We start from the raw sequence: 22969 nt of genomic DNA on the forward strand, positions 1-22969 counted from the left end.
ATATGCCATTTGTTACTGATATCATACAGTATTGGGTTGGCATATTAGCACATCGGGCATTTGAATATTTATTTGTTGTCTCTTAAGTCCTTCACTCTGACGGCTTTTCCCTCGCTCTGCGGGAGAGACCCTTTCTTTACTAGTTTTACTTTCGGGGTAACCAGTATTTCATCTTTTAATTGACGGATAATATCTCTGCGGATCTTTTCCAGTTCGATATAGTTGTCTGTAGAAAGATCGCTTAATTCCACTTCGACGATCATCTCATCCTGATTGTTGACTGTCTCCAGCGTAATCAGATAATTGCTGCCTAATTCGGGGAACTGAACCAGAATCTTTTCGACTTGCATGGGGAAGATGTTGACTCCCTTGATGATAAACATATCGTCGCTGCGTCCCTTGATCCGGTCGATGCGGAGATGGGTGCGGCCGCACGGACATTTTCCGGGTAGTATACGGGTAAGGTCGCGGGTGCGGTAGCGGATAAGCGGCATCATTTCACGATCAAGTGTAGTGAGTACCAATTCACCGATTTCTCCTTCGGGAACGGGTTCTCCTGTTTCAGGATCGATGATTTCTACCAGATAGCAATCTTCCCAGAAGTGCATTCCGTTCTGCTCCTGGCATTCGAAGGCAACACCGGGGCCGTTCATTTCCGTCATACCGAAACTATTATATGCTTTCACATTGAGCATCCGTTCTATTTTACGGCGCTGTTCGTCAGTATGCGGTTCGGCGCCGATCACCAAGGTTTTCAGGGTTGTTTCTCTCGGGTCGATACCTTCTTCCTGAAATACTTCGGCAAGACGGATAGCGTAGCTTGGGATGGCGTGTAAGGCGGTAGTCTTAAAGTCACTGATGAATTTAATTTGCCGTTTACTGTTTCCGGCTGCGGCAGGTACGGTAAGGCAGCCAAGGCGTTCTGCACCATATTGAAAACCTAATCCACCTGTAAACATTCCATATCCGGAGCTGTTCTGGAAGACATCTGTCTTGCGGATCCCCACCATGTAAAGGCAACGGGCTACCAGATTTGCCCATGAGTCGAGGTCATGTTGTGAATGTACGATGACTGTAGGGTTTCCTGTAGTTCCACTGGAAGAGTGGATACGTACACCGTCTCTTTTCATGTCGCCGGCCACTAGCCCGAAGGGATAGTTGGCACGCATGTCCGATTTAGTGGTGAAAGGAATTTTGCGGATGTCGTCCAGTGACTGGATACTATCTCCGGTGATGCCGTTTTTGCTGAAAACCTCTTTGTAATAAGGTGAGTTTGCGGCTATGTTAATCGTTTTTTTGAGTCGCTGAAGTTGCAGTTCCTGCAACTTCTCGCGACTCATGATTTCAATTTCTTCTTCCCAGTATTGTGTACTCATGATTGTGATAGTTATTGCATTAGCTTTTCCGCAATTTCCTTGCCGGCAGCCAGTGCTTTAAGATTCATTTCGACAATAGCTTCTCCTTTGCGCAGGAAGATTTCGCGGATACTGTCTTGTACTTTCTCGTAATCGATGCCGAGGAATGGAATGGTTGCGCCCAGCAAAACGATATTGGCAACTCGTGCAGAACCTACTTCTTTGGCTACTTTATCCACGTTCAGTACGATCTTATGCGGCAATTTGTTGATTTCAGCCATTACTTTGTCTTCTTCCGGATAATTGGGGATGTTGACAAACGGAGTTTCGTTGGTTACCAGCCATCCTTCCGGACTGAGATAGGGGAGATAGCGCAGACCTTCCATCGGTTCGAGCGAAATGATAAGGTCGCATTTGCCGGATGGTATCAGATCCGAAGCAATCGGTTTGTCGCTGATGCGGAGGTTGGACTGAACGTCTCCGCCACGCTGGCTCATTCCGTGTACTTCTGCTTGCTTCATGTAAAGTCCTTCTTTCAAAGCAGCTTTACCAATAACTGTAGCGATGGACAAAATACCCTGTCCACCTACTCCTGATAATATAATGTCTTTTTTCATGGCTTACTTACTTCTTTTTTTGCGTGCTAATGTTTGAATACACTCTCTGCGCGGGATGATAACGGATACGCCATTGTATTCGATTTCTTCGCGTATGATCTGTCTCATTTCCTCGTGGTTCTTCTTCAATGGAACAACGACACGGATATGGGCAGGGTCGACTCCTAAACCGATACAGATGGATTCAATACGTCCTGTGCCCGCAGAGTCCTGACCACCGGTCATTGCTGTTGTCTCATTGTCTGAAATGACAATAACGACATTGGCATTTTCGTTGACGCAATCCAGTAAACCTGTCATTCCGGAGTGAGTAAATGTAGAGTCACCGATTACAGCTACGGACGGATGAAGACCTCCGTCGGCCGCACCTTTCGCCATTGTGATGGAAGCTCCCATGTCTACGCATGAATTGATGGCGTTGAACGGAGCGTTGGCTCCCAGCGTATAGCAACCGATGTCGCTGAATACTTTATGGGAAGGATATTCTTCTTTGAGTACTTCTGTCAGTGTGATGTACATATCACGGTGTCCGCATCCTTCACACAGTGCGGGAGGACGCATTTCGACTACAGAAGGGACGCCGAATTCCGATTTGTTTTCTTTGCCGACCGCGCGTGCTACAGAGTCCGGATTTAATTCTCCGTCTTGTGATAGTGTGCCGTCCAGACGTCCTTTTACTTTGATACCAATGCCCAGATAGCCTTTCAGATGTTTTTCAACGAATGGCTGTCCGTCTTCCAGTACCAGAATCTCGTCGCAGGATTCAACCAATTGCAGCAATTGCTTTTTAGGCAATGGATACTGGCCGATCTTAAGTACCGGGTATTCACAACCTTCCGGATAGTTTTCCATCAGATAATTGTAGCCGATACCGCAAGCGACGATTCCCAGTTTTTTGTTAGGGCCGTCTATGTATTTGTTGTAAGGAGATTCCTCGGAAGCTTTGATGAATTCGTCCTGGCGGGCAAGCAATACTTTATAGCGTTTGCGGGCATTTCCCGGCAACAGGATAAACTGACGGGGATCTTCACTGAATGAAATGCTGTTCTGTGGCTTCTGCTCTTTGCGCTCTACTCCGGAACGGGAGTGTGCGAGGCGGGTGACCATACGCATTAAGATCGGTTCGCCTGTTTTCTCAGAGAATTCGAATCCGTTGTATACCATGTCGTATGCTTCCTGTTGGTTGCTGGGCTCGTACATCGGTATCAGGGAGAAGTCTCCGTAGAAGCGGCTGTCCTGTTCATTCTGTGAAGAGTGCATGCTGGGGTCGTCTGCCGCTATCACAATCAGTCCTCCCTTCACACCCGTGATGGCAGAATTGACGAAACAGTCTGCAGCCACATTCATGCCTACATGCTTCATGCACACTAAGGCGCGTTTGCCTACAAATGACATACCCAGTGCGGCTTCCATGGCAGTTTTTTCGTTGGCACACCAACGATTATGTATGTTCTGCTCAGTGGTTATAGGCGCCATTTGGATATATTCAGTAATCTCAGTTGAAGGAGTACCGGGGTAGGCATATACACCTGAAAGTCCGGCATCCAGTGCAGCTTGTGCAATGGCTTCATCGCCAAGTAAGAGTTGCTTGCTCATATATTTCCTTTATTAGTGTTGATCACAGTTTGTTATTATATCGGGCAAAGATAGCCTTTTTGGCTCGTTTTATCACAAAATTACTTGAAAATCTTTCTTTCATTAAGTGCTTTCCAATATTTTCTTGCATTTGCCATGTGGTCGGCATAATTGGATGCGAAATTGTGAGTACCTGAAAAATCTTCTTTCGCACACATGTAAATGTAATTGTGTTTCGTGTAGTTTAATACACTGTCCAAGCCCTTTTTAGAGGGGATGCGGATAGGTCCCGGAGGTAAACCACTGTTGATATAAGTGTTGTAGGGCGAGTTGACTTTCAGATGCTCATTGGTGATGCGTCGCAGCCCGAAATCCTGTAAAGCGAACTTGATGGTAGGGTCTGCCTGCAGGGGCATACCTGTGTGCAGGCGGTTGATGTATAGTCCGGCTACCATCGGCTTTTCTTCGTTGTTGTTGGTTTCTTCTTCAACAATGGAGGCGAGGGTGCAGACTTCTTCCGGTGTCATGCCGATAGCGGTTGCCTGGGCAAGACGTTCGTCATTCCAGAATCGTTTGTGTTCTGTCTGCATACGTTTGAAGAAGTCGTCGACACTCATATCCCAATATACCTGATAGGTCTCGGGGATGAAAAGACAGGGCATGGTGACCGGCGTATACCCCATTTCGGTCTGAAAAGCGGAATCGAATAGTTGGCGGGCTATCTCGGCGGAGTCGATCATCAGTTGCTTGCCGATGCTTCGCGCCAGCCGGTCTAGTGTCCGTATGCTTCCGATAGTGAGATTCATCGGTTCCTGATAACCTCTGAAGAAGCGGCTGAATACATGGTATACGTTTTCGTTGGGGCGGATGGCATAACGTCCGGTATGTATATTCTGGTCGAATTTTCTATATTTCGCCATCCATTGAAATCCGGTGAATTTGTTGACATGACCGGTTTGTCTGATCTTATTGTAGATTGAATCTGCCGTGTCATCCCGGTCTACATATACATAGACGGTTTTGGAGGGATGAAACTGAGGAGCAAAGAGATAATAATAGACTGTTCCTCCGGCAATGGCGCAAAGAAGGAGAGCTCCGGTCAGAACGGATAATAAGATATTTCTTGTTTTCTTTTTCATCTTGTGACGTAACTTTAAAAATTGCGTCAAAGATAGGAAGATTTTGGATAGGAGCGATTCCTTTCAACGGTGAATAGTTGAAATTCGGCTGATTTTGTCAACTATTAGCGTGGCCACTGGTAATAATCGGCATTGGCTTCTACTGCATTTTCTAATTCATCGGGCAGGGGAGAGAAGAAGTCCATATGGGTAAGTTTCTCGATGCTGTCAATTGATACCGCATAGGTGGAAAGGGGCTCTACCGCCTGTCTGTTGTTGAATAAGAACCCGATGCCACGAGCCGGTTTGACAAAAGGAGAGAGGATTACTTTGAAGAATCGTTCGGGCACTGCCACCTTATTTTTTCCGATGGTCTTGGACGGCTTGTCGATGATAGGACCGCATATGATGATGATGGCACTATCGGCTACCGCCCAGTCTCTTATTTTTTCTTCCAGATTTTTCCAGCCTCTTCTGTTCAGTTGAGGATGCTGCGGACACATATTGCTGAAATAGAAGGATTCTTTCATGACATCCGGACTCCATTTCATGTCGGCGGCTGGTGCCATATGTCCTTTGTCATATCCTGAACGTGCATAATCCGCATTGGTCGCAATGGCGCCTTTTACTAAAGGATCGGCGATGAAGTTGTCACCTCTCTTTTCTTTTCCTTTGGTTTCTTGACGGGTCAGCTCGTAAGAAACCCAATTCGGAATCTTCAGATCTTTATTGTAGGAAACCGTATAACCTTTATGACGAATGATCTGCTCCTGACGGGGAATCAATGAAATGGGAATCTCTAAATCTTTGCCGGATGGAGTGGGGAGGGAAACGGAAGTCTCTATCTGCGGTTTGCTACTGTGCTGGACACTGTATTGCTGATAATACAGATAAAGCCCGTAACAAATGGGAATAAGTACGATGATAGCGATGATACACCCTAATCTTTGATTGGAATGTGACTTCTTTTTCTTAAATAATCTCCTGCTCTTACCTCGTTTCATGCGATTTGCTTTGGGGGTTAATAAGAAAAGCGCTAACTATTCTGTAGTTAGCGCTTTATTGTCAAGAGCCGCTAGCCAGACTTGAACTGGCGACCTACGCGTTACGAATGCGTTGCTCTACCAACTGAGCTATAGCGGCGGTTTGTTTCTCGTTTACGGCGTGCAAAATTACAGCTTTATTTGAGAAAACAAAAGGATTCTGAATATTTTTTGAGCTTTAATTTAAAATCTTCCTTTACCATAACTCTTTGCATAAAGTAACGGTAGTTTAACTTTCGAACATTCTGCTGCGTGCCAGCATACACGCGCCTACAATACCTGCTTTATCCTTCAATTTGGATGTAATGATGGCAGAGTCTTTGTTGACCAGATTGAGTGAATACTTACGTACCGCTGTTTTGATAGGTTGGGTGATATAATCTCCCGTTAAAGATAAAGTTCCGCCTATAATGACCAGTTCCGGATTGAAGATATTGATTAATCCTGCAATTTGTTTTCCCAGCTTTTGCCCTATTTCTTCAACAATTTCAATACAAAGCAGATCTTCCTTGTTGACGGCTGTGATGATTTCGTCAAGCGTGATGGGGTCTTCTTCACCGGATATTCGGGTGGAAAGAATAGAGCTTTCTCCGCTTTTAATACGCTCCAAAAGAATGCGATGAAGGGCAGAGCCGGATGCTTCTGTTTCCAGACACCCTTTTTTGCCGCAATGGCAGATGATTTCATTGTCGTATGCATTGACGTGACCGAACTCTCCCGAGAAACCGGATTTTCCTGTGTAGACTTTGCCGTCGATAATAATTCCGATGCCGACTCCCCAGCTGACGTTGACGAAAATAATATCTTTTTCTCCTTTTACACACCCTTGCATATATTCTCCGTAAGTCATGGCACGGGTGTCGTTGTCAATGGTTACTTTATGACCCAGCTTTTCCGACAGGACATCCGCCAACGGGCGTTCCTCAAAATTGAACTGGCTGAAACTATATCCGGATTCCGGATTTACCCATCCCGATACATTTACATTGATATTTAAAATCTTCTCCTTATTGATAGGAAGTTTTTTGATGAAGTTGAGAATGAGTTTGCACAACTCGTTCATCCCTTCTATCGAATTCTCAAATTTATAGGGGATATTCATTTTTAACTCTACCATATCACCTTTAAAATTGATCAGTCCGATATTGACTGCAAATCTTTTGATGTCTACACCTATAAAATAACCGGATTCCGGATTCAATCCATAGAGATTCGGGTGGCGTCCACCGCTGGTTTCCAGTTTTCCGTAATCATTGATATATCCGTCCTCACACATTTCACCGATAAACTTGGTGACTGTGGGCACGCTTAGATCTAGTTCTTTTGAAAGATCGGGAATAGTGGAACTACCATTATATATATAATGTGTAATGATCCTCTTTTTAACGAGGGCATTTTTAGAGCCCATTTCTATTTCTTTCAAGAATTGTTGGTTCATACGTCTCTTATATTTTGTAATATCTACAAAGATAATTAATTTTTTTATTAACTAATAAGGTTCTTGACGAAAAAATTAGAATTGAATCTGAGATGATGCTGTGCTGATTCCTTATAGAAAGTGAATTCTCTCATTGATAGTTATTTGAAATCTTCTTATATAATAAGGTAATAAGGGTACTGGTATCTGAATAGCTTCATATTTATAGTCTTATTAATGAATAAAGAAGCAAAAATCAACTTTATTAATAAAATATTTTATTATCTATTGTTTATTTAATAAATATAGCTATATTTGTACCGTGATATTAATTAAGATGTACCGTAACCAAATCGTATTATGATGAAAAACTTATTCCAAATACTCTGTGGGCTGTTTCTGGTAGTATCATACTCTTCTTGTATGCACTCAGAGGAAGATAAGGTAGATGTACTTATTATAGGTGGAGGTGCCAGTGGTGTAACATCCGGCATCCAGTCTGCTCGTATGGGAGCCAATACACTGATTCTCGAAGAAAGCACCTGGTTGGGTGGGATGCTGACTTCTGCCGGTGTGAGTGCTGTGGATGGAAATTACAGATTGCCTGCCGGACTTTGGGGAGAATTTAAGAATAGATTGTCTGATTATTATGGCGGGCTGGATTCTTTGAAGACGGGTTGGGTAAGTAACGTATTGTTTGAACCGTCAGTTGGAAATAAGATTCTTCACGAAATGGTAGCGGCGGAAAATAATCTAAAAGTCTGGAAACAGGCTTGCCTTGAAGAAGTAAAAAGGACGGGAGATGAGTGGGTCGCTAAAGTGAAGGTGGAAGGACAAGGTGTGAAAACGGTTCGGGCGAAGGTTATGATTGATGCCACCGAACTGGGGGATGTGGCAAAAATGTGTGGAGTGAAGTACGATATTGGTATGGAAAGCAGAGATGACACGCACGAGGATATTGCTCCGGAAAAGAAGAATAATATTGTGCAGGATATTACTTATGTTGCCATATTAAAAGATTATGGTAAGGATGTGACTATTCCGGAACCTGAAGGATACGATCCTAAAGAATTTGCCTGTGCCTGTGCCAGTCCGGTATGCATAACTCCTAAAGAGCCGGATCGCGTCTGGTCTAAAGATATGATGATTACTTACGGGCGGTTACCAAATCATAAATATATGATTAATTGGCCGATAGAAGGTAATGATTATTATATTAATCTGATTGAAATGACTCCGGAAGAGCGCTTGAAAGCGTTGGAATATGCGAAACATTATACGATGTGCTTTGTCTACTTCCTGCAACATGAGCTGGGATATAATACACTTGGATTGGCGGATGATGAATATCCGACAGAGGATAAGTTGCCCTTTATCCCTTATCATAGAGAGTCCAGAAGAATTCACGGATTAGTACGCTTTAACTTGAATCATGCACTCAATCCATATACACAGGATGAAAAACTGTACCGTACTTGTATTGCTGTGGGAGATTATCCGGTAGATCATCACCATACCCGCTATCATGGTTATGAAGAGTTGCCTAATCTGTATTTTCATCCGATCCCTTCGTATGGGTTGCCATTAGGTACATTGATTCCTCAGGAGGTAGACGGGCTGATTGTTGCAGAGAAATCTATTTCCGTATCGAATATTATGAATGGAACGACTCGTTTGCAACCGGTTGTACTGCAGATCGGTCAGGCAGCGGGAGCTTTGGCTGCACTTGCTGTGAAGAATAATCAGAAGATAAGTGATGTTTCTGTTCGTGATGTTCAGAATGCTATTCTGGATGCTAAAGGATATTTGCTTCCTTATCTGGATGTTCCTGTCTCGGATGTGAAGTTTGCTCCTTATCAGCGGATTGGCTCTACGGGGATTCTGAAAGGAGTCGGTAAGAATGTGGACTGGTCCAATCAGACTTGGTTGAGAGCGGATACGGTATTGCTGGCGTCAGAACTGGATGGTCTGTTTGAAGTGTATCCGGCTGCCAAAGATGAATTCAAAAAAACAGGAGCGGATAAATTAAGTATTGAGGAGGCAGTTCAACTTGTTCAGAAGATAGCAGAAATGGAAAAACTACATACTACTGTTGATCCGCAAGCGCTTTGGAAAGCATACGGAATGCAAGAACCGGATTTGAAACGGAATATTTTGAGAGGGGAGATGGCTGTAATGATTGATCAGGTATTGGATCCTTTCAATAAAAAACAGATCGATATCACTGGTAAGTATATTCAATAGGTTAACATATATCCAAGTAAAAACAAAAAATTAAAACTATGGAAACTAATAATCGTAGAGATTTCTTAAAGAAGGCAGCTTTGGCCGGAGCTTCCGCTTTGGTTGCCCCTTCATTATTTGCAGCTGACGGAGAGGGGAGAGGGGAACTCTCCCCGAAGATCAAGGCTGGCGATTTGGAAAGCAAATTGATTGTTCCCAAAAATAATGGCTTAAAAATTACAGGAACTTTTTTGGATGAAATATCTCATGATATTCCTCATCAGAACTGGGGTGAGAAAGAATGGGATCTGGATTTTCAGCATATGAAAAGAATCGGTATCGATACAGTGATTATGATTCGTTCCGGTTATCGTAAGTTTATGACTTACCCTTCACCTTATTTGCTGAAAAAAGGATGTTATATGCCGTCGGTTGATTTGGTAGATATGTATTTGCGTCTGGCGGAGAAGTATAACATGAAATTTTATTTTGGTTTGTATGATTCAGGACGGTATTGGGATACAGGTGATTTAAGTTGGGAGATTGAGGATAACAAGTATGTGATTGATGAGGTTTGGAAGATGTACGGAGAGAAGTATAAAAGTTTTGGAGGCTGGTACATCAGCGGCGAGATTAGCCGTGCCACGAAAGGGGCTATTGATGCTTTCCGCGCTATGGGAAAGCAATGTAAAGATATATCGAACGGACTCCCGACTTTTATCTCTCCGTGGATTGATGGCAAAAAGGCTATTATGGGAACAGGGAAACTGACAAGAGAAGATGCGGTTTCTGTACAACAACACGAAAAAGAATGGAATGAAATTTTTGATGGAATTCATGAAGTGGTAGATGCTTGTGCTTTTCAGGATGGACATATCGATTATGATGAGTTGGATGCGTTCTTTACTGTAAATAAAAAATTAGCAGATAAGTATGGTATGCAATGCTGGACCAACGCCGAGTCTTTTGACCGTGATATGCCTATCCGTTTTCTACCCATTAAATTTGATAAGCTCCGGATGAAGCTGGAAGCTGCCAAACGTGCAGGGTATGATAAGGCTATTACTTTCGAATTTTCTCATTTTATGAGTCCTCAATCTGCCTACTTGCAGGCCGGACATTTATATGATAGATACAGAGAATATTTTGAAATTAAATGAGTGATATGAAGTCTACAATTAACTTTGGCTATCTTATTTTCCTTTCTGTTGTAGCAGCTTTGGGAGGATTTTTGTTCGGATATGATACTGCTGTTATATCCGGAACAATCGCTCAGGTTACTCAACTTTTTCAACTGGATACGTTGCAACAGGGGTGGTATGTGGGATGTGCTTTAATAGGTTCTATCGTCGGTGTTCTTTTTGCCGGTATCCTGAGTGATAAGCTGGGACGAAAAATGACGATGATTATTTCAGCGACTCTGTTTTCTACATCGGCTTTAGGTTGTGCGATCTCCGCAGACTTCACCCAATTGGTAGTCTATCGTATTATTGGTGGAGTTGGTATTGGTGTTGTGTCGATTGTTTCTCCTTTGTATATATCTGAAGTGGCTGTGGCACAATATAGAGGGCGTTTGGTATCTTTATATCAATTGGCTGTGACAGTTGGATTTTTAGGAGCTTATTTGATTAACTATCAATTGCTGGCTTATGCTGAAAGTGGTAATCAGTTAAGTATGGACTGGTTGAATAAGATATTTGTTACTGAAGTCTGGCGAGGAATGTTGGGAATGGAAACATTGCCGGCTGTGTTATTCTTCATCATTATCTTCTTTATTCCGGAGAGTCCTCGTTGGCTGATCGTAAGAGGTAAAGAAGAAAAAGCTGTCAATATATTAGAAAGGATATATAATTCAGTTTCAGAGGCTGCAAGTCAATTAAAAGAAACGAAATCTGTATTGACGTCTGAAACAAAATCTGAATGGGCTATGTTAATGAAACCCGGAATTTTTAAAGCGGTCATCATTGGTGTATGCATTGCTATTTTGGGACAGTTCATGGGTGTAAATGCTGTACTTTATTATGGCCCTTCCATTTTCGAAAACGCAGGACTTTCAGGAGGAGATTCTTTGTTTTACCAAGTTCTCGTAGGACTAGTCAACACTCTGACCACCGTTCTTGCTCTTGTGATCATTGACAGGGTCGGCCGCAAGCAACTGGTCTATTACGGAGTTTCGGGTATGGTTGTCTCCCTCCTGCTGATCGGCGTTTACTTCCTCTTCGGTGATTCCTGGGGAGTATCCAGCCTCTTCCTGCTTGTTTTCTTCCTGTTCTATGTATTCTGCTGTGCCGTCTCCATCTGTGCCGTGGTGTTCGTGCTCCTTTCGGAGATGTACCCCACCAAGGTACGCGGGCTGGCGATGTCCATTGCAGGATTCGCCCTGTGGATAGGAACGTACCTGATCGGACAGTTAACCCCCTGGATGCTCCAGAATCTCACCCCCGCCGGAACATTCTTCCTGTTCGCAGTCATGTGCGTGCCGTATATGCTCATCGTATGGAAACTCGTGCCGGAGACCACAGGAAAGTCACTGGAAGAGATTGAAAGATACTGGACCCGGTCGGAACAGTAGAAGAAAGAAACCTTAATAACTTAACACTTAAAGATATATGGATTTTAAAACACTAGCCAATCAATATCGGAATGAATTATTGGATAATGTCCTTCCATTCTGGCTCGAACACTCTCAAGATCTTGAGTTTGGCGGTTATTTCACCTGCTTAGACCGCAAAGGAGGAGTTTTTGATACAGATAAATTCATCTGGTTGCAGGGACGTGAGGTATGGATGTTCTCCATGCTTTACAACAAAGTGGAAAAACGACAGGAATGGCTGGATTGTGCCGTTCTGGGTGGTGAGTTCTTGAAAAAATATGGACATAATGGAGATTACAACTGGTATTTTTCACTCAATCGTTCGGGTAGACCATTAGTAGAACCATACAATATTTTCTCATATACTTTTGCCACCATGGCCTTCGGGCAGTTGAGTCTTGCTACCGGAAGTCAGGAATATGCAGACATAGCAAAAAAAACTTTTGAAATCATACTCTCTAAAGTTGATAATCCGAAAGGTAAATGGAATAAGCTTCATCCAGATACACGAAACTTGAAGAACTTCGCTCTCCCGATGATCCTTTGCAATCTGGCTTTGGAGATAGAACATCTGCTGGACCCTGACTACTTAAAACTAACAATGGAAACCTGCATCCATGAAGTGATGAATGTCTTTTATCGTCCGGAGCTGGGTGGTATCATTGTTGAGAATGTCGATATGGACGGTAATCTGGTGGATTGCTTCGAAGGTCGTCAGGTGACCCCCGGTCATGCTATCGAAGCGATGTGGTTTATCATGGATCTGGGCAAAAGGCTGGACCGACCGGAGCTCATACAACAAGCAATGTTAACCACCTTAACAATGCTTGATTACGGTTGGGACAAGCAATGTGGCGGCATCTATTACTTTATGGACCGTAACGGTTGTCCTCCCCAACAACTGGAGTGGGATCAGAAACTTTGGTGGGTACACATTGAATCTTTGATTTCATTATTGAAAGGTTATCAGCTGACCGGAGATAAAAGATGTTTGGAATGGTTTGAGAAGGTACATGACTACACATGGACACATTTCAAAGATCCGGAATATCCGGAATGGTTCGGTTATCTGAATCGGCAGGGAGAAGTATTGCTGCCACTCAAAGGTGGGAAATGGAAAGGCTGCTTTCATGTACCAAGGGGATTATTTCAATGCTGGAAAGTACTGGAAGAGTTACGAGAAACAAATGAAATTATACATCCATGAAAATCAAATATCTAACATATAATACATTCTTATTTTTATTACCCTGATATGAACAGACAATACTTCTATATAATACTTACAATTTTTCTTTTTACAAGTTGTAGAAAGGATACTGGATCAAGTAACCCAGTATTAGAACAGATGTGCCAGAGATTATTTCCTCAACATGCAGATTCTTTTGAATTTGAATTACTAAATGACTCAAACCAGATGGATCGTTTTATACTAGAATCGGCACACAAGAAAATTTGCATAAAAGGAAATAATAATAATTCTTTGGCCGTAGGTCTTAACCATTATCTGAAATATTACTGCCATACGAATGTATCTTGGTATGCCTCTGATAGCATTGATATGCCCGAAGAGTTACCAGTAATTCCTCAACCAATATCTATCCGTTCTAAGTGTGACAATCGTTTCTTCTTGAACTACTGTACATTTGGATATACAATGCCTTATTGGAAATGGTCTGATTGGGAAAGGTTGATTGACTGGATGGCATTAAATGGAATTACGATGCCATTAGCTATCAGTGGACAAGAGACAGTATGGTATAAGGTCTGGAGCAAATTAGGATTAAACGATGAACAAATACGTTCATATTTCACAGGACCTGCGCACTTGCCCTGGCATCGTATGTCTAATGTCGATTATTGGCAAAGTCCCCTGCCGAAATCATGGTTGGAGCAACAAGAAGTATTACAGAAACAAATATTAAAGAGGGAACGCGACTTTAATATGACCCCTGTTTTACCTGCATTTTCTGGGCACGTACCTAAAGAACTTAAAGCAATCTATCCAGATGCCAAAATTCACGAAATGAGTCAATGGGGAGGATATGATTCAAAATATCGCAGTCATTTTATAGAACCAATGGACTCTCTGTTCAACATCATTCAAAAAATGTATTTGGAAGAGCAGACGGCAATATATGGCACAGATCATATTTATGGAATTGATCCTTTTAATGAGGTTGATTCTCCAAATTGGAATGAAGATTTCCTGGCAAAGGTTTCTAAGAAGATATATGAGTCCATTTATCAAGTAGATGCTGAGGCTAAGTGGTTGCAAATGACATGGATGTTTTACCATGATCAAAAGAAATGGACACAACCCAGAATCCGTTCTTTCCTGGAGGCTGTGCCAGATGACAAACTCATACTGTTGGATTACTATTGTGACAGTACAGAAATATGGAGGAATACGGAAATGTACTACGGAAAACCATATATGTGGTGCTACTTAGGCAATTTTGGTGGAAACTCCATGATGGTCGGAAATCTGGATGATGTTGATGTCAAAATTGAAAAACTCTTTGTAGAAGGTGGTGAGAATGTATATGGCCTAGGAGCTACCTTGGAAGGCTTCGATGTGAATCCTTTTATGTATGAATTTGTATTTGACCAGGCATGGGATTATCCGTTAACAACTGATCAATGGATTCAAAACTGGGCAAAATGCAGAGGGGGAAATCAAGATAGACATATTCTGAAAGCATGGGATTCATTACATAAAAAAATATATAAAAAGTATGCAACAGCAGGGCAAGCCGTTTTAATGAATGCACGTCCAATGTTAGTGGGCACAGATAGTTGGAATACCTATCCGGACATCACTTACAACAATCGTGACTTATGGGATATTTGGACAGAAATGTTGAAAGCCAGTCATATAAACAATACTGGATATCGATTTGATGTAATAAATGTAGGACGGCAAGTATTAGGAAATCTCTTTTCCTCGTTTAGAGATCATTTCACTCAATGTTATTCAGAAAAAGACATAGATGGAATGAAGAAATGGGCCGATCAAATGGATGCACTATTGATAGATACAGACCGTCTGTTATCCTGTGAAACCAATTTCTCAATCGGTAAGTGGATTGACGATGCACGTTCTTTTGGAAAAACAGAAGCTGAAAAAGAATATTATGAGGAAAATGCACGTTGTATCCTGACAGTATGGGGACAAAAGGCAACCCAGTTAAATGACTATGCAAACAGGGGCTGGGGTGGATTAACTTACAGTTATTATCGTGAACGTTGGAAGCGCTTTACAACAGAAGTAATAACCGCTTCATTATCCGGCCAGAAGTTTGATGAAAAACAATTTTATCAATCAATTACTGACTTCGAATATGAGTGGACATTATCCAAAGAGCACCATCCTATAATTTCTGGAGAGAACCCGATATTGTTGGCCAAGACATTATCTGAGAAATATATGCAATATTTTTATTAAGTACATACCTCAAAATAATTATAAATTATAAAACAAAACAGCCTATGAATATAATACCGAACTTATAATTAAGGAAATTATCAAATCTAAAGAAGAAAAAAATACAGAATTACTTAACTTTAAATTATTAATGTATGATGTCGGACTTACGAAAAAACATTTTTTCAATTAAAATCTGGACTGTTACGACATTCTGTTTATTATCACTAGTAAACATGAACGCCAGTAATACTCTCGCTCATTCTTTACAAAAAGATGAGATCAAAGAAGTAAAGGACAATCCTGGCAAGAAAGTAACAGGAAAAGTCTTGGATGAATTTGGAGAACCTATTCCCAGTGCATCAATATTGGTAGAAGGACGTTCAAGGGGAGTTATCACTGACTTGGACGGAACATTTGTGATAGAAGTCTTGCCAACAGATAAACTAGTCGTTTCTTTTCTTGGAATGGAAACGCAGACTATTTTGGTGGGTAAGCAAACAAATATCGTAGTTAAAATGCAACCCCAAACAGCAGAACTTGACGAAGTTACCGTAGTAGCATATGGTAAACAGCGAAAAGCAAGCGTTATTGGTGCCATCAATACAGTTTCGATGAATGAGCTGAAAATGCCTGTTGCTAAATTGAGTTCCGGTTTGGCCGGACAGTTGGCTGGTATAGTTGTCATGCAGCGTTCAGGTGAACCGGGTGCAGGTGCTGATTTTTGGATTCGGGGTATCAATACTTTCGGTGCAGGCAACAAACCTTTAGTGCTGGTTGATGGAGTAGAACGTAGTATGGACCTTGTAGATGTTGAGGATATCGCTTCTTTCTCTATTCTGAAAGACGCTACCGCAACAGCATTATATGGAGTGCGTGGAGCCAATGGTATTGTACTTATCACGACAAAACGTGGAACCGAATCAGCACCTAAGATTAATGCACGCGTAGAATATGGTTTTACCAATCCAGTACGTATGCCCGAATTGGCTAATACGGAACAATGGATCAATTATTATAATGATATTACTTTGGAATCATCCGGACGCTTGGCTATACAACCTGAAGAAAAAGCAAAATACCTGAATAATACAGATCCGGATCTTTACCCGAATGTAGATTGGATGCAAACATTGTTTAAAGACTTCTCCAACACCACACGCGTGAATATCAACGTTACCGGGGGATCTCCTAAAATACGTTATTATGTAGGCGGCTCCTTTTATTCGGAAGGCAGTGTATTCAATATTTCGGATAAAGACCGCTACGATGCTTCAATGCGCTATAACAAGTTTAGTTTTCGTTCAAATATTGATATCAATGTAACTTCATCTACTGAGCTGAGTCTCTCACTGTCCAATCAATATGAGACCAAGAACCGTCCTTATGGTTCACTATCAGATTTGTATGCTTATATGATCCGAACTTCTCCGATAGCTACTCCTACTATTTATTCAGATGGCACTTTAGCTAAACCAAGTACGGGTACCAATCCTTATAACAGCCTGAATAACTCTGGGTACTCGCAGGATTTCTTCAACAATGCGCAATCACTTATTTCGCTTACACAGGATTTCTCAAAAATGGTAACTCCGGGATTAAAAGCCAATGTTAAGTTCTCATGGGACGCCTACAATGCGCATACACTAAACCGCATTGTAACACCATCTACCTACTATGCAACAGGACGTGATGAAGAAGGAAATCTTGACTTTGTAAGGAGTACTGAAGGTAGTGATTATATGAAACTCACACGGACGAATTCGGGCACACGTACTATCAACTTTGAAGCCTCAGCCAATTACGACCGCCTCTTTGGAGAAAAGCACCGTGTTGGAGCCTTGTTTCTTTTTAGTATGCGTAACTATACAGACAATTTCCCGGGTAATTATGTAGACGCTTTTGCCCACAAAAACATCGGTATTGCCGGTAGAGCTACTTATTCATATTACGACCGTTATTTTGCTGAATTTAACTTCGGATACAATGGCTCTGAGAATTTCGCACCTGACAAACGTTTTGGTTTCTTTCCCTCTTTTGCTATAGGATATATGCTAAGCAACGAAGCTTTCTGGGATCCGTTGCGTTCTACTATCCACCTGTTGAAAATCAAAGGTTCGTATGGAGAAATAGGTAATGACCAGATTGGCGGAAACAGACGTTTTGCATTCAACTCCACCATGAAAGAAGGACAATACGGCTATATTTTCGGAACGAATCCCGGTAGTGGAAGTATCGTAGGTATTTCTACAGGTATTCCGGGAAACCTGAATGTTTCATGGGAGAAAGCTCAAAAAGCGAATGTGGGACTGGAACTTGGCTTATTTGACCAGCTTAAATTCCAACTTGATTATTTTTATGAAAAGCGTACCGGTATCTATATTCAGCAAGAAAGTGTTCCTTCAATCGTCGGTCTCAATGAAACCCAGTATGTGAATCTTGGAGAAATGAAGAATCAAGGTTTCGATGGTTCTATGGAGTATGAACAACGATTTAATGACTGGTATGTCTCTGCCCGTGCCAATTTCACTTACAATCGAAATAAAAAGTTGTATGATGATAAACCGACTCCTATATGGCCCTACCAAAGTGAAGCTGGATTTGCCTATCGTCAGCAACGCGGTCTTATAGCTCTAGGTCTTTTTGAGTCAGAAGAAGATATAGCCAATAGCCCCAAACAAAACTTTGGAAACGTTCGTCCTGGTGATATTAAATATAAAGACATCAATGGTGATAACGTTATCGACGCATACGATAAGGTAGCGATTGGCTATACGGACGTACCGGAAATAAATTATGGATTTGGTATTAGTCTGGGCTGGAAAGGATTTGACGCTTCTCTGTTTATGCAGGGAGTAGGAAATGTGACTCGTATTATCGGTGGAGACGCTCTTTATGGTGCCTCTGATAATATAGAGCGTTTAGGACAGATTTACGCAGATGTAGCCGAAAAACGTTGGACAACCAGCAATCCTAATCCTAATGCTACTTATCCACGGCTTTCTATGAGCAAGGTAGAGAATAATCTTCAACCCTCCACCTACTGGCAACGTAATATGAGTTTTCTTCGTTTGAAAAATGTGGAGATAGGATATACCCTTCCGAAGCATATTTATAAACGTCTGGGCATGTCATCAATTCGTGTTTATGCACAGGGTGTCAACCTTTTGACATTCAGCAAATTCAAATTGTGGGATCCCGAACTCGATTCCAACTATGGAAATATATATCCTCAGATGAGAACAATCACCTTAGGTCTTAATCTTAACTTTTAAAGTATATTAGAACTATGAATAAAAAGATACGAATTTTAGGAATATTCCTATACTTCACCGTTGCATTCAGCTTTGTATCATGCAACGATTATCTGGATGTGACTTTGCTCGACCAGCTTACACAAGACGAAACCTTTAGTAAGCGTGTCTCTACCGAACAGTATTTAGCGCATGTTTATAGCTACTTGCCACGGGAATATGAATATCTGGAAGAAGGAAGCGCAGTTCCCCGTAGTGATGAAGCCATGTTCTCCTGGTATCAGTGGGTCAACTACCTCTCTTTCAATAATGGATCATGGGGACCTTCTACTCCAAACTATAATATTTGGAAAGCAAAGTATACAGGCATAAAACAAGCTAGTATATTCATGAACCATGTTGACGAATGTTTGGAGATTGACTCTGAAACGAGACGTATAATGAAAGCAGAAGCACGTTTTCTGCGAGCTTATTATTACTTTGAACTATTCCGTCAATATGGTCCTGTGTATATCTGGGGAGACATCGAATCGGATGAACTTATAAAACCGGAAACGATAGACCGTCATACAGTTGATGAAAACGTAAATTTCATAGCTGAAGAATATGATAAGGCTATTGCAGAACTTCCTGCAGAGATCAGCGATTTCACAAAATGGGCAGGACGTATCACCAAGGGAGCGGCAATGGCTGCCAAAGCGCGCTTAATGCTCTATGCCGCCAGTCCATTGTATAATGGATGCGATCTTTATAAAGGACAAATGAAGAATCTGTATGGTGATTTCCTTTTTCCACAAAGTCCCGATCCTCAAAAATGGGAAAAAGCCGCTAAAGCTGCCAAAGACGTTATAGATATGAACATCTATGAATTGTACAAAGACCAGACTGAAGCAGACCCTTTACTGCGTGCCATCAAATCTTATCAAGGAGTTCTTTTTGAAGAGTGGAATAAAGAGACGATCTGGGGTGCCTGGGGACGTAATCCTACTAATACTGGACTCGGAGCTATAGGTTTCTATCTGTATAGCCGGTGCATGCCTCCTAGAGTTTGTGAATTGGGTGTCGGTGGTTTCTGCCCGTCTCTGAAATTAGTAGATACTTATCCGATGGCTAAATCCGGAAGATATCCTGTTACCGGATATGACAATAACGGGAATCCTGTAATTGATGAGCAATCGGGATATACAAATACCGGTTTTACAGAAAATTTCAAGCAGCCGGGAGTCAGTTTTGCACCTGGATTTAAAGCGCATAATAGCTGTGTCGGACGTGACGCCCGTTTTTATGCTTCTGTATTTCCAAATGGTTTTTATTGGATCAATCAATATAAAGGCATAAAACAAGTTACCTTTTTTACGGGAGGATCGTCCTCGTACTTAGAATCCGGAGATTGTGTCAAAGTCGGATATATGTGGAGACGCCCACTCGATCCTGCTCTTAATACAGAAAGTGGCAGTTGGGGAACCGTATTCTGGCCCTATTTCCGTTTGGCCGAAATATATCTTGACTATGCTGAAGCTTGCAATGAGAAGCCCGAACGCAATGAAACGGAAGCATTGAAGTATATTAACCTTGTTCGCGAACGTTCCGGTTTAAATGCCCTCGAAACAGCGTATCCGGAAGTGAAAGGCAATAAGGATTTGTTGCGGATGCTGATTCAAAAGGAACGCATGGTAGAATTAGCCTTTGAGGGACACCGATATTATGATGCCCGTCGCTGGATGATTGCTCAACAAGAGTTTCCCGGACCGGAATATTCTCTTAATTTATTGGCCACTTCATACGAAGATTCTTGGTCGCGGACATCAAATGTTTGGAAAGGTGGTCCTCGGGTATTTGAGCCTAAGCATTATTTCTTCCCTATCAATCAAGAACAATTGAGTGAAATGAAGAATATTACTCAGAATTACGGATGGTAAATATATGTAATGGATATAAATATGAAAAAACATAAGACAATACAATTCATAGTTGCTGCACTTTTTATTGCATCGGCATGTACTGATGATCGTGATAATCTCATGGTTAATGATCAAATCGGACTATTGCATTCTACCTATACAGAAACGGAGATATTCCGTGGTATGGATACCCCCTATCAATTATTTGTTATCAAAAGTGGGAAAGGAAAGCAGGAGACAGAAGTTTCCATTTCTGTTGACGAGACTGTTCTTCAGAGTTATAATACGGATAATGGAACATCGATCCAATTATTACCTTCCGATTGTTATACCATTCTTCAGCCTGCTCTGCGTCTCAACGATTCCGACTATCGGAAAGCTTTTGATATTAAATGGAATGCCGACCGTCTATCCGATCTTCTTTCTACGGGAAAGGAATATGGCTTGCCCATACAAATGAGTGTGGTGCAAAATTTTATCTCTGCAGATGATGAGCGACTAAAAACCATTATTGTACCTACTATTAAGGAACCTTATTTGCAAATGGATGTTCCTGGTATGAGTCCGGTTACTGATTTTATGCCGACTTTCGGCGATTTGAATGAAAGAGAACTGTTCGTAAAGATAAGAACTAATTATTCTAATGACGAAGATATTTCATTTCAGATTGAAGTCGATCCTCAGTTAGTCATTGATTATAATACCGCTCATGGCACGGCTTATAAAATGTTGCCGGAGAGTTCCTTTACTGTAGATAATAAAGGAGTTATATTAACAGGCATGAAGGAAACATTCATTAAAATTAAATACCACAAGAAAGGGTTAATACCGGAAGAGGGTACTTATTTATTTGGTGACTATGTACTTCCACTACGCATTACTTCCGTTTCAAAATATGGTATAAGTCCTGATGCTGCGTCCAAACTGTACACAGTTAAATTCCAACCGGACCCAATAGACAAGAAAGGATGGAGTGTTATAGATTTCAACAACTGTTGTACCCAAGACGGCGGATGGTATCTGAATATGGGATGGGGAGTGGAATCATTGATAGACAATAATCCTGGCACACAATGGCTATGCCGATGGGATGTAAAAGAGCCCTTGCCCTATTACTTTGTATTTGACATGGGGAAAGAATATACATTATTCAGATTTGGATTTGCTAACCCTGTTGCACCAGCAGCACACGTTTGGGCAGGCACATCGAAAGCCGGTTATGTAGAAGCTAGTATTGATAACGAGAATTGGGTTAAATTAAAAGACTGGACTTCTCCCAAAATCGGAGAACCCAACGTTAATATGGATGTTCCTGCGACACAAGCCCGATACATTCGTTTTGTAATAACTGATACCTATCCGACTTATGACGGGCTGAGAGTTAGTCTTGGTGAAGTTTATGCTTGGGGTATGTAACTAAAAACATGAAAATTATGAACTATTTCTCACTATATCTAAAAGGATTGATATGTTTCTGTCTGTTATTTATTACTATGGATAGTCATGCGCTATCCATAGATAAAGGATATAGACAGAATAAAATAAAAGATCTGGCACTTATTTACCAGGGAGGAGTGCATCGTATTGACTGGACTTCGGATCAATTTCTCCCCTATGTGGTACATCAGTTTGCAGATGGACATAAAGACTGGTTATTTGACGGATTCTTGTTTTTGGAGTTCACAGATGGGAAAGGCTGTGGCTTTGCAACACGCTACTCAGATAAAAATGCAAGAAAAAAAGAATGGCTATGGTTATTAGATCGTCTTTTTGAAGATGGTAAAGCGCTGTCTGCCTTAGATCGATGTATCGGAACACAGATTAAAGAAATCGGAAAACCGGATTTTACTCATCAGATAGTACTATGTCTTCCGGAAGTTCTTCCCGGACAAAAAGATTGGGGAGAAGTGGATGGTGAGCCAATGGACTTTTCCAGACAAGAGGATCAGGTGAAGGCCACCCGTTGGTATATCGATGAGTTAATGAAGCGATTCAAACAGGCAAAATACAAACATCTGAAATTATCCGGTTTCTACTGGCTGGCAGAGGATATTGATTTCACCAAAGATCTGTCAGTTCCATTAAGTAAGTATATTCATTCGAAGAACAAAACATTTTGTTGGATTCCGTATTGGCAGGCAAAAGGCTACAACCAATGGAGAGAATTAGGCTTTGATATCGCTTATCAACAACCGAACCACTTTTTTAAAGCCTCTATTCCCGATAAAAGACTGGAAGAAGCATGTCAATCTGCCGCCACTCTGAACATGGGGATGGAACTTGAATTTGACGAAAGAGCATTGTTTGATGCCAAGGACTCGTTTTATAATCGTCTGGTAGCGTATATTGATCATTTTGAAAGACAACAAGCCTTCCGTACATCTGCAATGGCCTATTATAGTGGCAATCATGCAGTTCTTGATATGTATAAATCAACAAACCCGAA

14 protein-coding genes, 1 tRNA gene and 1 pseudogene are annotated in these 22969 nt (G+C 41.6%); 9 read left to right on the forward strand and 7 right to left on the reverse strand.

Annotated features, from left to right (window positions below):
- Positions 1–68 precede the first annotated feature (68 nt).
- From BT_RS02090 to BT_RS02120, 7 genes are all read right to left on the reverse strand, one after another.
- Positions 69–1376, reverse strand: coding sequence for a phenylacetate--CoA ligase (locus BT_RS02090; RefSeq protein ID WP_008760705.1), 1308 nt, complete (start codon positions 1374–1376; stop codon positions 69–71).
- A gap of 11 nt (positions 1377–1387) precedes the next feature.
- Positions 1388–1972 carry an indolepyruvate oxidoreductase subunit beta gene (locus BT_RS02095; RefSeq protein WP_008760706.1) on the reverse strand — a complete coding sequence of 195 codons (585 nt, stop codon included), beginning with the start codon at positions 1970–1972 and terminating at the stop codon, positions 1388–1390.
- Positions 1973–1975: 3 nt separating this feature from the next.
- The gene (locus tag BT_RS02100) at positions 1976–3568 is read right to left on the reverse strand and encodes a thiamine pyrophosphate-dependent enzyme (protein WP_008766069.1); all 1593 of its coding nucleotides are present in this window, start codon (positions 3566–3568) and stop codon (positions 1976–1978) included.
- Between the two features lie 80 nt (positions 3569–3648).
- Positions 3649–4686 carry an endolytic transglycosylase MltG gene (gene mltG / locus BT_RS02105; protein WP_008766068.1) on the reverse strand — a complete coding sequence of 346 codons (1038 nt, stop codon included), beginning with the start codon at positions 4684–4686 and terminating at the stop codon, positions 3649–3651.
- A 104-nt stretch (positions 4687–4790) separates the two neighbouring features.
- Positions 4791–5669 (reverse strand): DNA/RNA non-specific endonuclease, encoded by an 879-nt coding sequence (locus BT_RS02110; RefSeq protein ID WP_008766067.1) that lies wholly within the window; start codon positions 5667–5669, stop codon positions 4791–4793.
- A gap of 66 nt (positions 5670–5735) precedes the next feature.
- Positions 5736–5808: transfer RNA gene (locus BT_RS02115), tRNA-Thr, on the reverse strand.
- 129 nt (positions 5809–5937) lie between these two features.
- Entirely contained in the window at positions 5938–7146 is a 1209-nt protein-coding gene (locus BT_RS02120) for an ROK family transcriptional regulator (RefSeq protein WP_011107265.1), read from the reverse strand.
- A 342-nt stretch (positions 7147–7488) separates the two neighbouring features.
- Here BT_RS02120 and BT_RS02125 point away from each other — a divergent pair, with 342 nt between their 5' ends.
- The 9 genes and pseudogenes from BT_RS02125 to BT_RS24960 form a co-directional block, all read left to right on the forward strand.
- Entirely contained in the window at positions 7489–9369 is a 1881-nt protein-coding gene (locus tag BT_RS02125; protein ID WP_162303185.1) for an FAD-dependent oxidoreductase, read from the forward strand.
- A gap of 38 nt (positions 9370–9407) precedes the next feature.
- Positions 9408–10508 (forward strand): DUF4434 domain-containing protein, encoded by a 1101-nt coding sequence (locus BT_RS02130; RefSeq protein ID WP_008766063.1) that lies wholly within the window; start codon positions 9408–9410, stop codon positions 10506–10508.
- A gap of 5 nt (positions 10509–10513) precedes the next feature.
- A complete protein-coding gene (locus tag BT_RS02135) occupies positions 10514–11920 on the forward strand; it encodes a sugar porter family MFS transporter (protein WP_008766062.1) in 1407 nt (468 codons plus the stop codon).
- Positions 11921–11957: 37 nt separating this feature from the next.
- Positions 11958–13148 carry an AGE family epimerase/isomerase gene (locus tag BT_RS02140; RefSeq protein WP_008766045.1) on the forward strand — a complete coding sequence of 397 codons (1191 nt, stop codon included), beginning with the start codon at positions 11958–11960 and terminating at the stop codon, positions 13146–13148.
- A gap of 48 nt (positions 13149–13196) precedes the next feature.
- Positions 13197–15389: an alpha-N-acetylglucosaminidase gene (locus tag BT_RS02145; protein WP_011107267.1), complete on the forward strand. Its 2193-nt coding sequence runs from the start codon at positions 13197–13199 to the stop codon at positions 15387–15389.
- Positions 15390–15523: 134 nt separating this feature from the next.
- Positions 15524–18643, forward strand: a complete 3120-nt coding sequence (locus tag BT_RS02150) for a SusC/RagA family TonB-linked outer membrane protein (protein ID WP_011107268.1) — start codon at positions 15524–15526, stop codon at positions 18641–18643.
- 14 nt (positions 18644–18657) lie between these two features.
- Positions 18658–20541, forward strand: coding sequence for a RagB/SusD family nutrient uptake outer membrane protein (locus BT_RS02155; protein ID WP_011107269.1), 1884 nt, complete (start codon positions 18658–18660; stop codon positions 20539–20541).
- Between the two features lie 21 nt (positions 20542–20562).
- Positions 20563–21939, forward strand: a complete 1377-nt coding sequence (locus BT_RS02160) for a BT_3987 domain-containing protein (RefSeq protein WP_224200357.1) — start codon at positions 20563–20565, stop codon at positions 21937–21939.
- Positions 21940–22016: 77 nt separating this feature from the next.
- Positions 22017–22937, forward strand: a pseudogene (locus BT_RS24960) (DUF4855 domain-containing protein); the annotation flags it as partial.
- Positions 22938–22969 lie beyond the last annotated feature (32 nt).

The organism is Bacteroides thetaiotaomicron VPI-5482 (genome assembly GCF_000011065.1).
Taxonomy (GTDB): Bacteria; Bacteroidota; Bacteroidia; order Bacteroidales; family Bacteroidaceae; genus Bacteroides; species Bacteroides thetaiotaomicron.

Coding starts and splice junctions, on each gene's coding strand:
- BT_RS02135 (WP_008766062.1), top strand. CDS start 10,514: ATGAAGTCTACAATTAACTTTGGCTATCTTATTTTCCTTTCTGTTGTA.
- BT_RS02130 (WP_008766063.1), top strand. CDS start 9,408: ATGGAAACTAATAATCGTAGAGATTTCTTAAAGAAGGCAGCTTTGGCC.
- BT_RS02160 (WP_224200357.1), top strand. CDS start 20,563: ATGAAAAAACATAAGACAATACAATTCATAGTTGCTGCACTTTTTATT.
- BT_RS02095 (WP_008760706.1), bottom strand. CDS start 1,972: ATGAAAAAAGACATTATATTATCAGGAGTAGGTGGACAGGGTATTTTG.
- BT_RS02125 (WP_162303185.1), top strand. CDS start 7,489: ATGAAAAACTTATTCCAAATACTCTGTGGGCTGTTTCTGGTAGTATCA.
- BT_RS02155 (WP_011107269.1), top strand. CDS start 18,658: ATGAATAAAAAGATACGAATTTTAGGAATATTCCTATACTTCACCGTT.
- BT_RS02090 (WP_008760705.1), bottom strand. CDS start 1,376: ATGAGTACACAATACTGGGAAGAAGAAATTGAAATCATGAGTCGCGAG.
- BT_RS02150 (WP_011107268.1), top strand. CDS start 15,524: ATGATGTCGGACTTACGAAAAAACATTTTTTCAATTAAAATCTGGACT.
- BT_RS02100 (WP_008766069.1), bottom strand. CDS start 3,568: ATGAGCAAGCAACTCTTACTTGGCGATGAAGCCATTGCACAAGCTGCA.
- BT_RS02110 (WP_008766067.1), bottom strand. CDS start 5,669: ATGAAACGAGGTAAGAGCAGGAGATTATTTAAGAAAAAGAAGTCACAT.
- BT_RS02145 (WP_011107267.1), top strand. CDS start 13,197: ATGAACAGACAATACTTCTATATAATACTTACAATTTTTCTTTTTACA.
- mltG (WP_008766068.1), bottom strand. CDS start 4,686: ATGAAAAAGAAAACAAGAAATATCTTATTATCCGTTCTGACCGGAGCT.
- BT_RS02120 (WP_011107265.1), bottom strand. CDS start 7,146: ATGAACCAACAATTCTTGAAAGAAATAGAAATGGGCTCTAAAAATGCC.
- BT_RS02140 (WP_008766045.1), top strand. CDS start 11,958: ATGGATTTTAAAACACTAGCCAATCAATATCGGAATGAATTATTGGAT.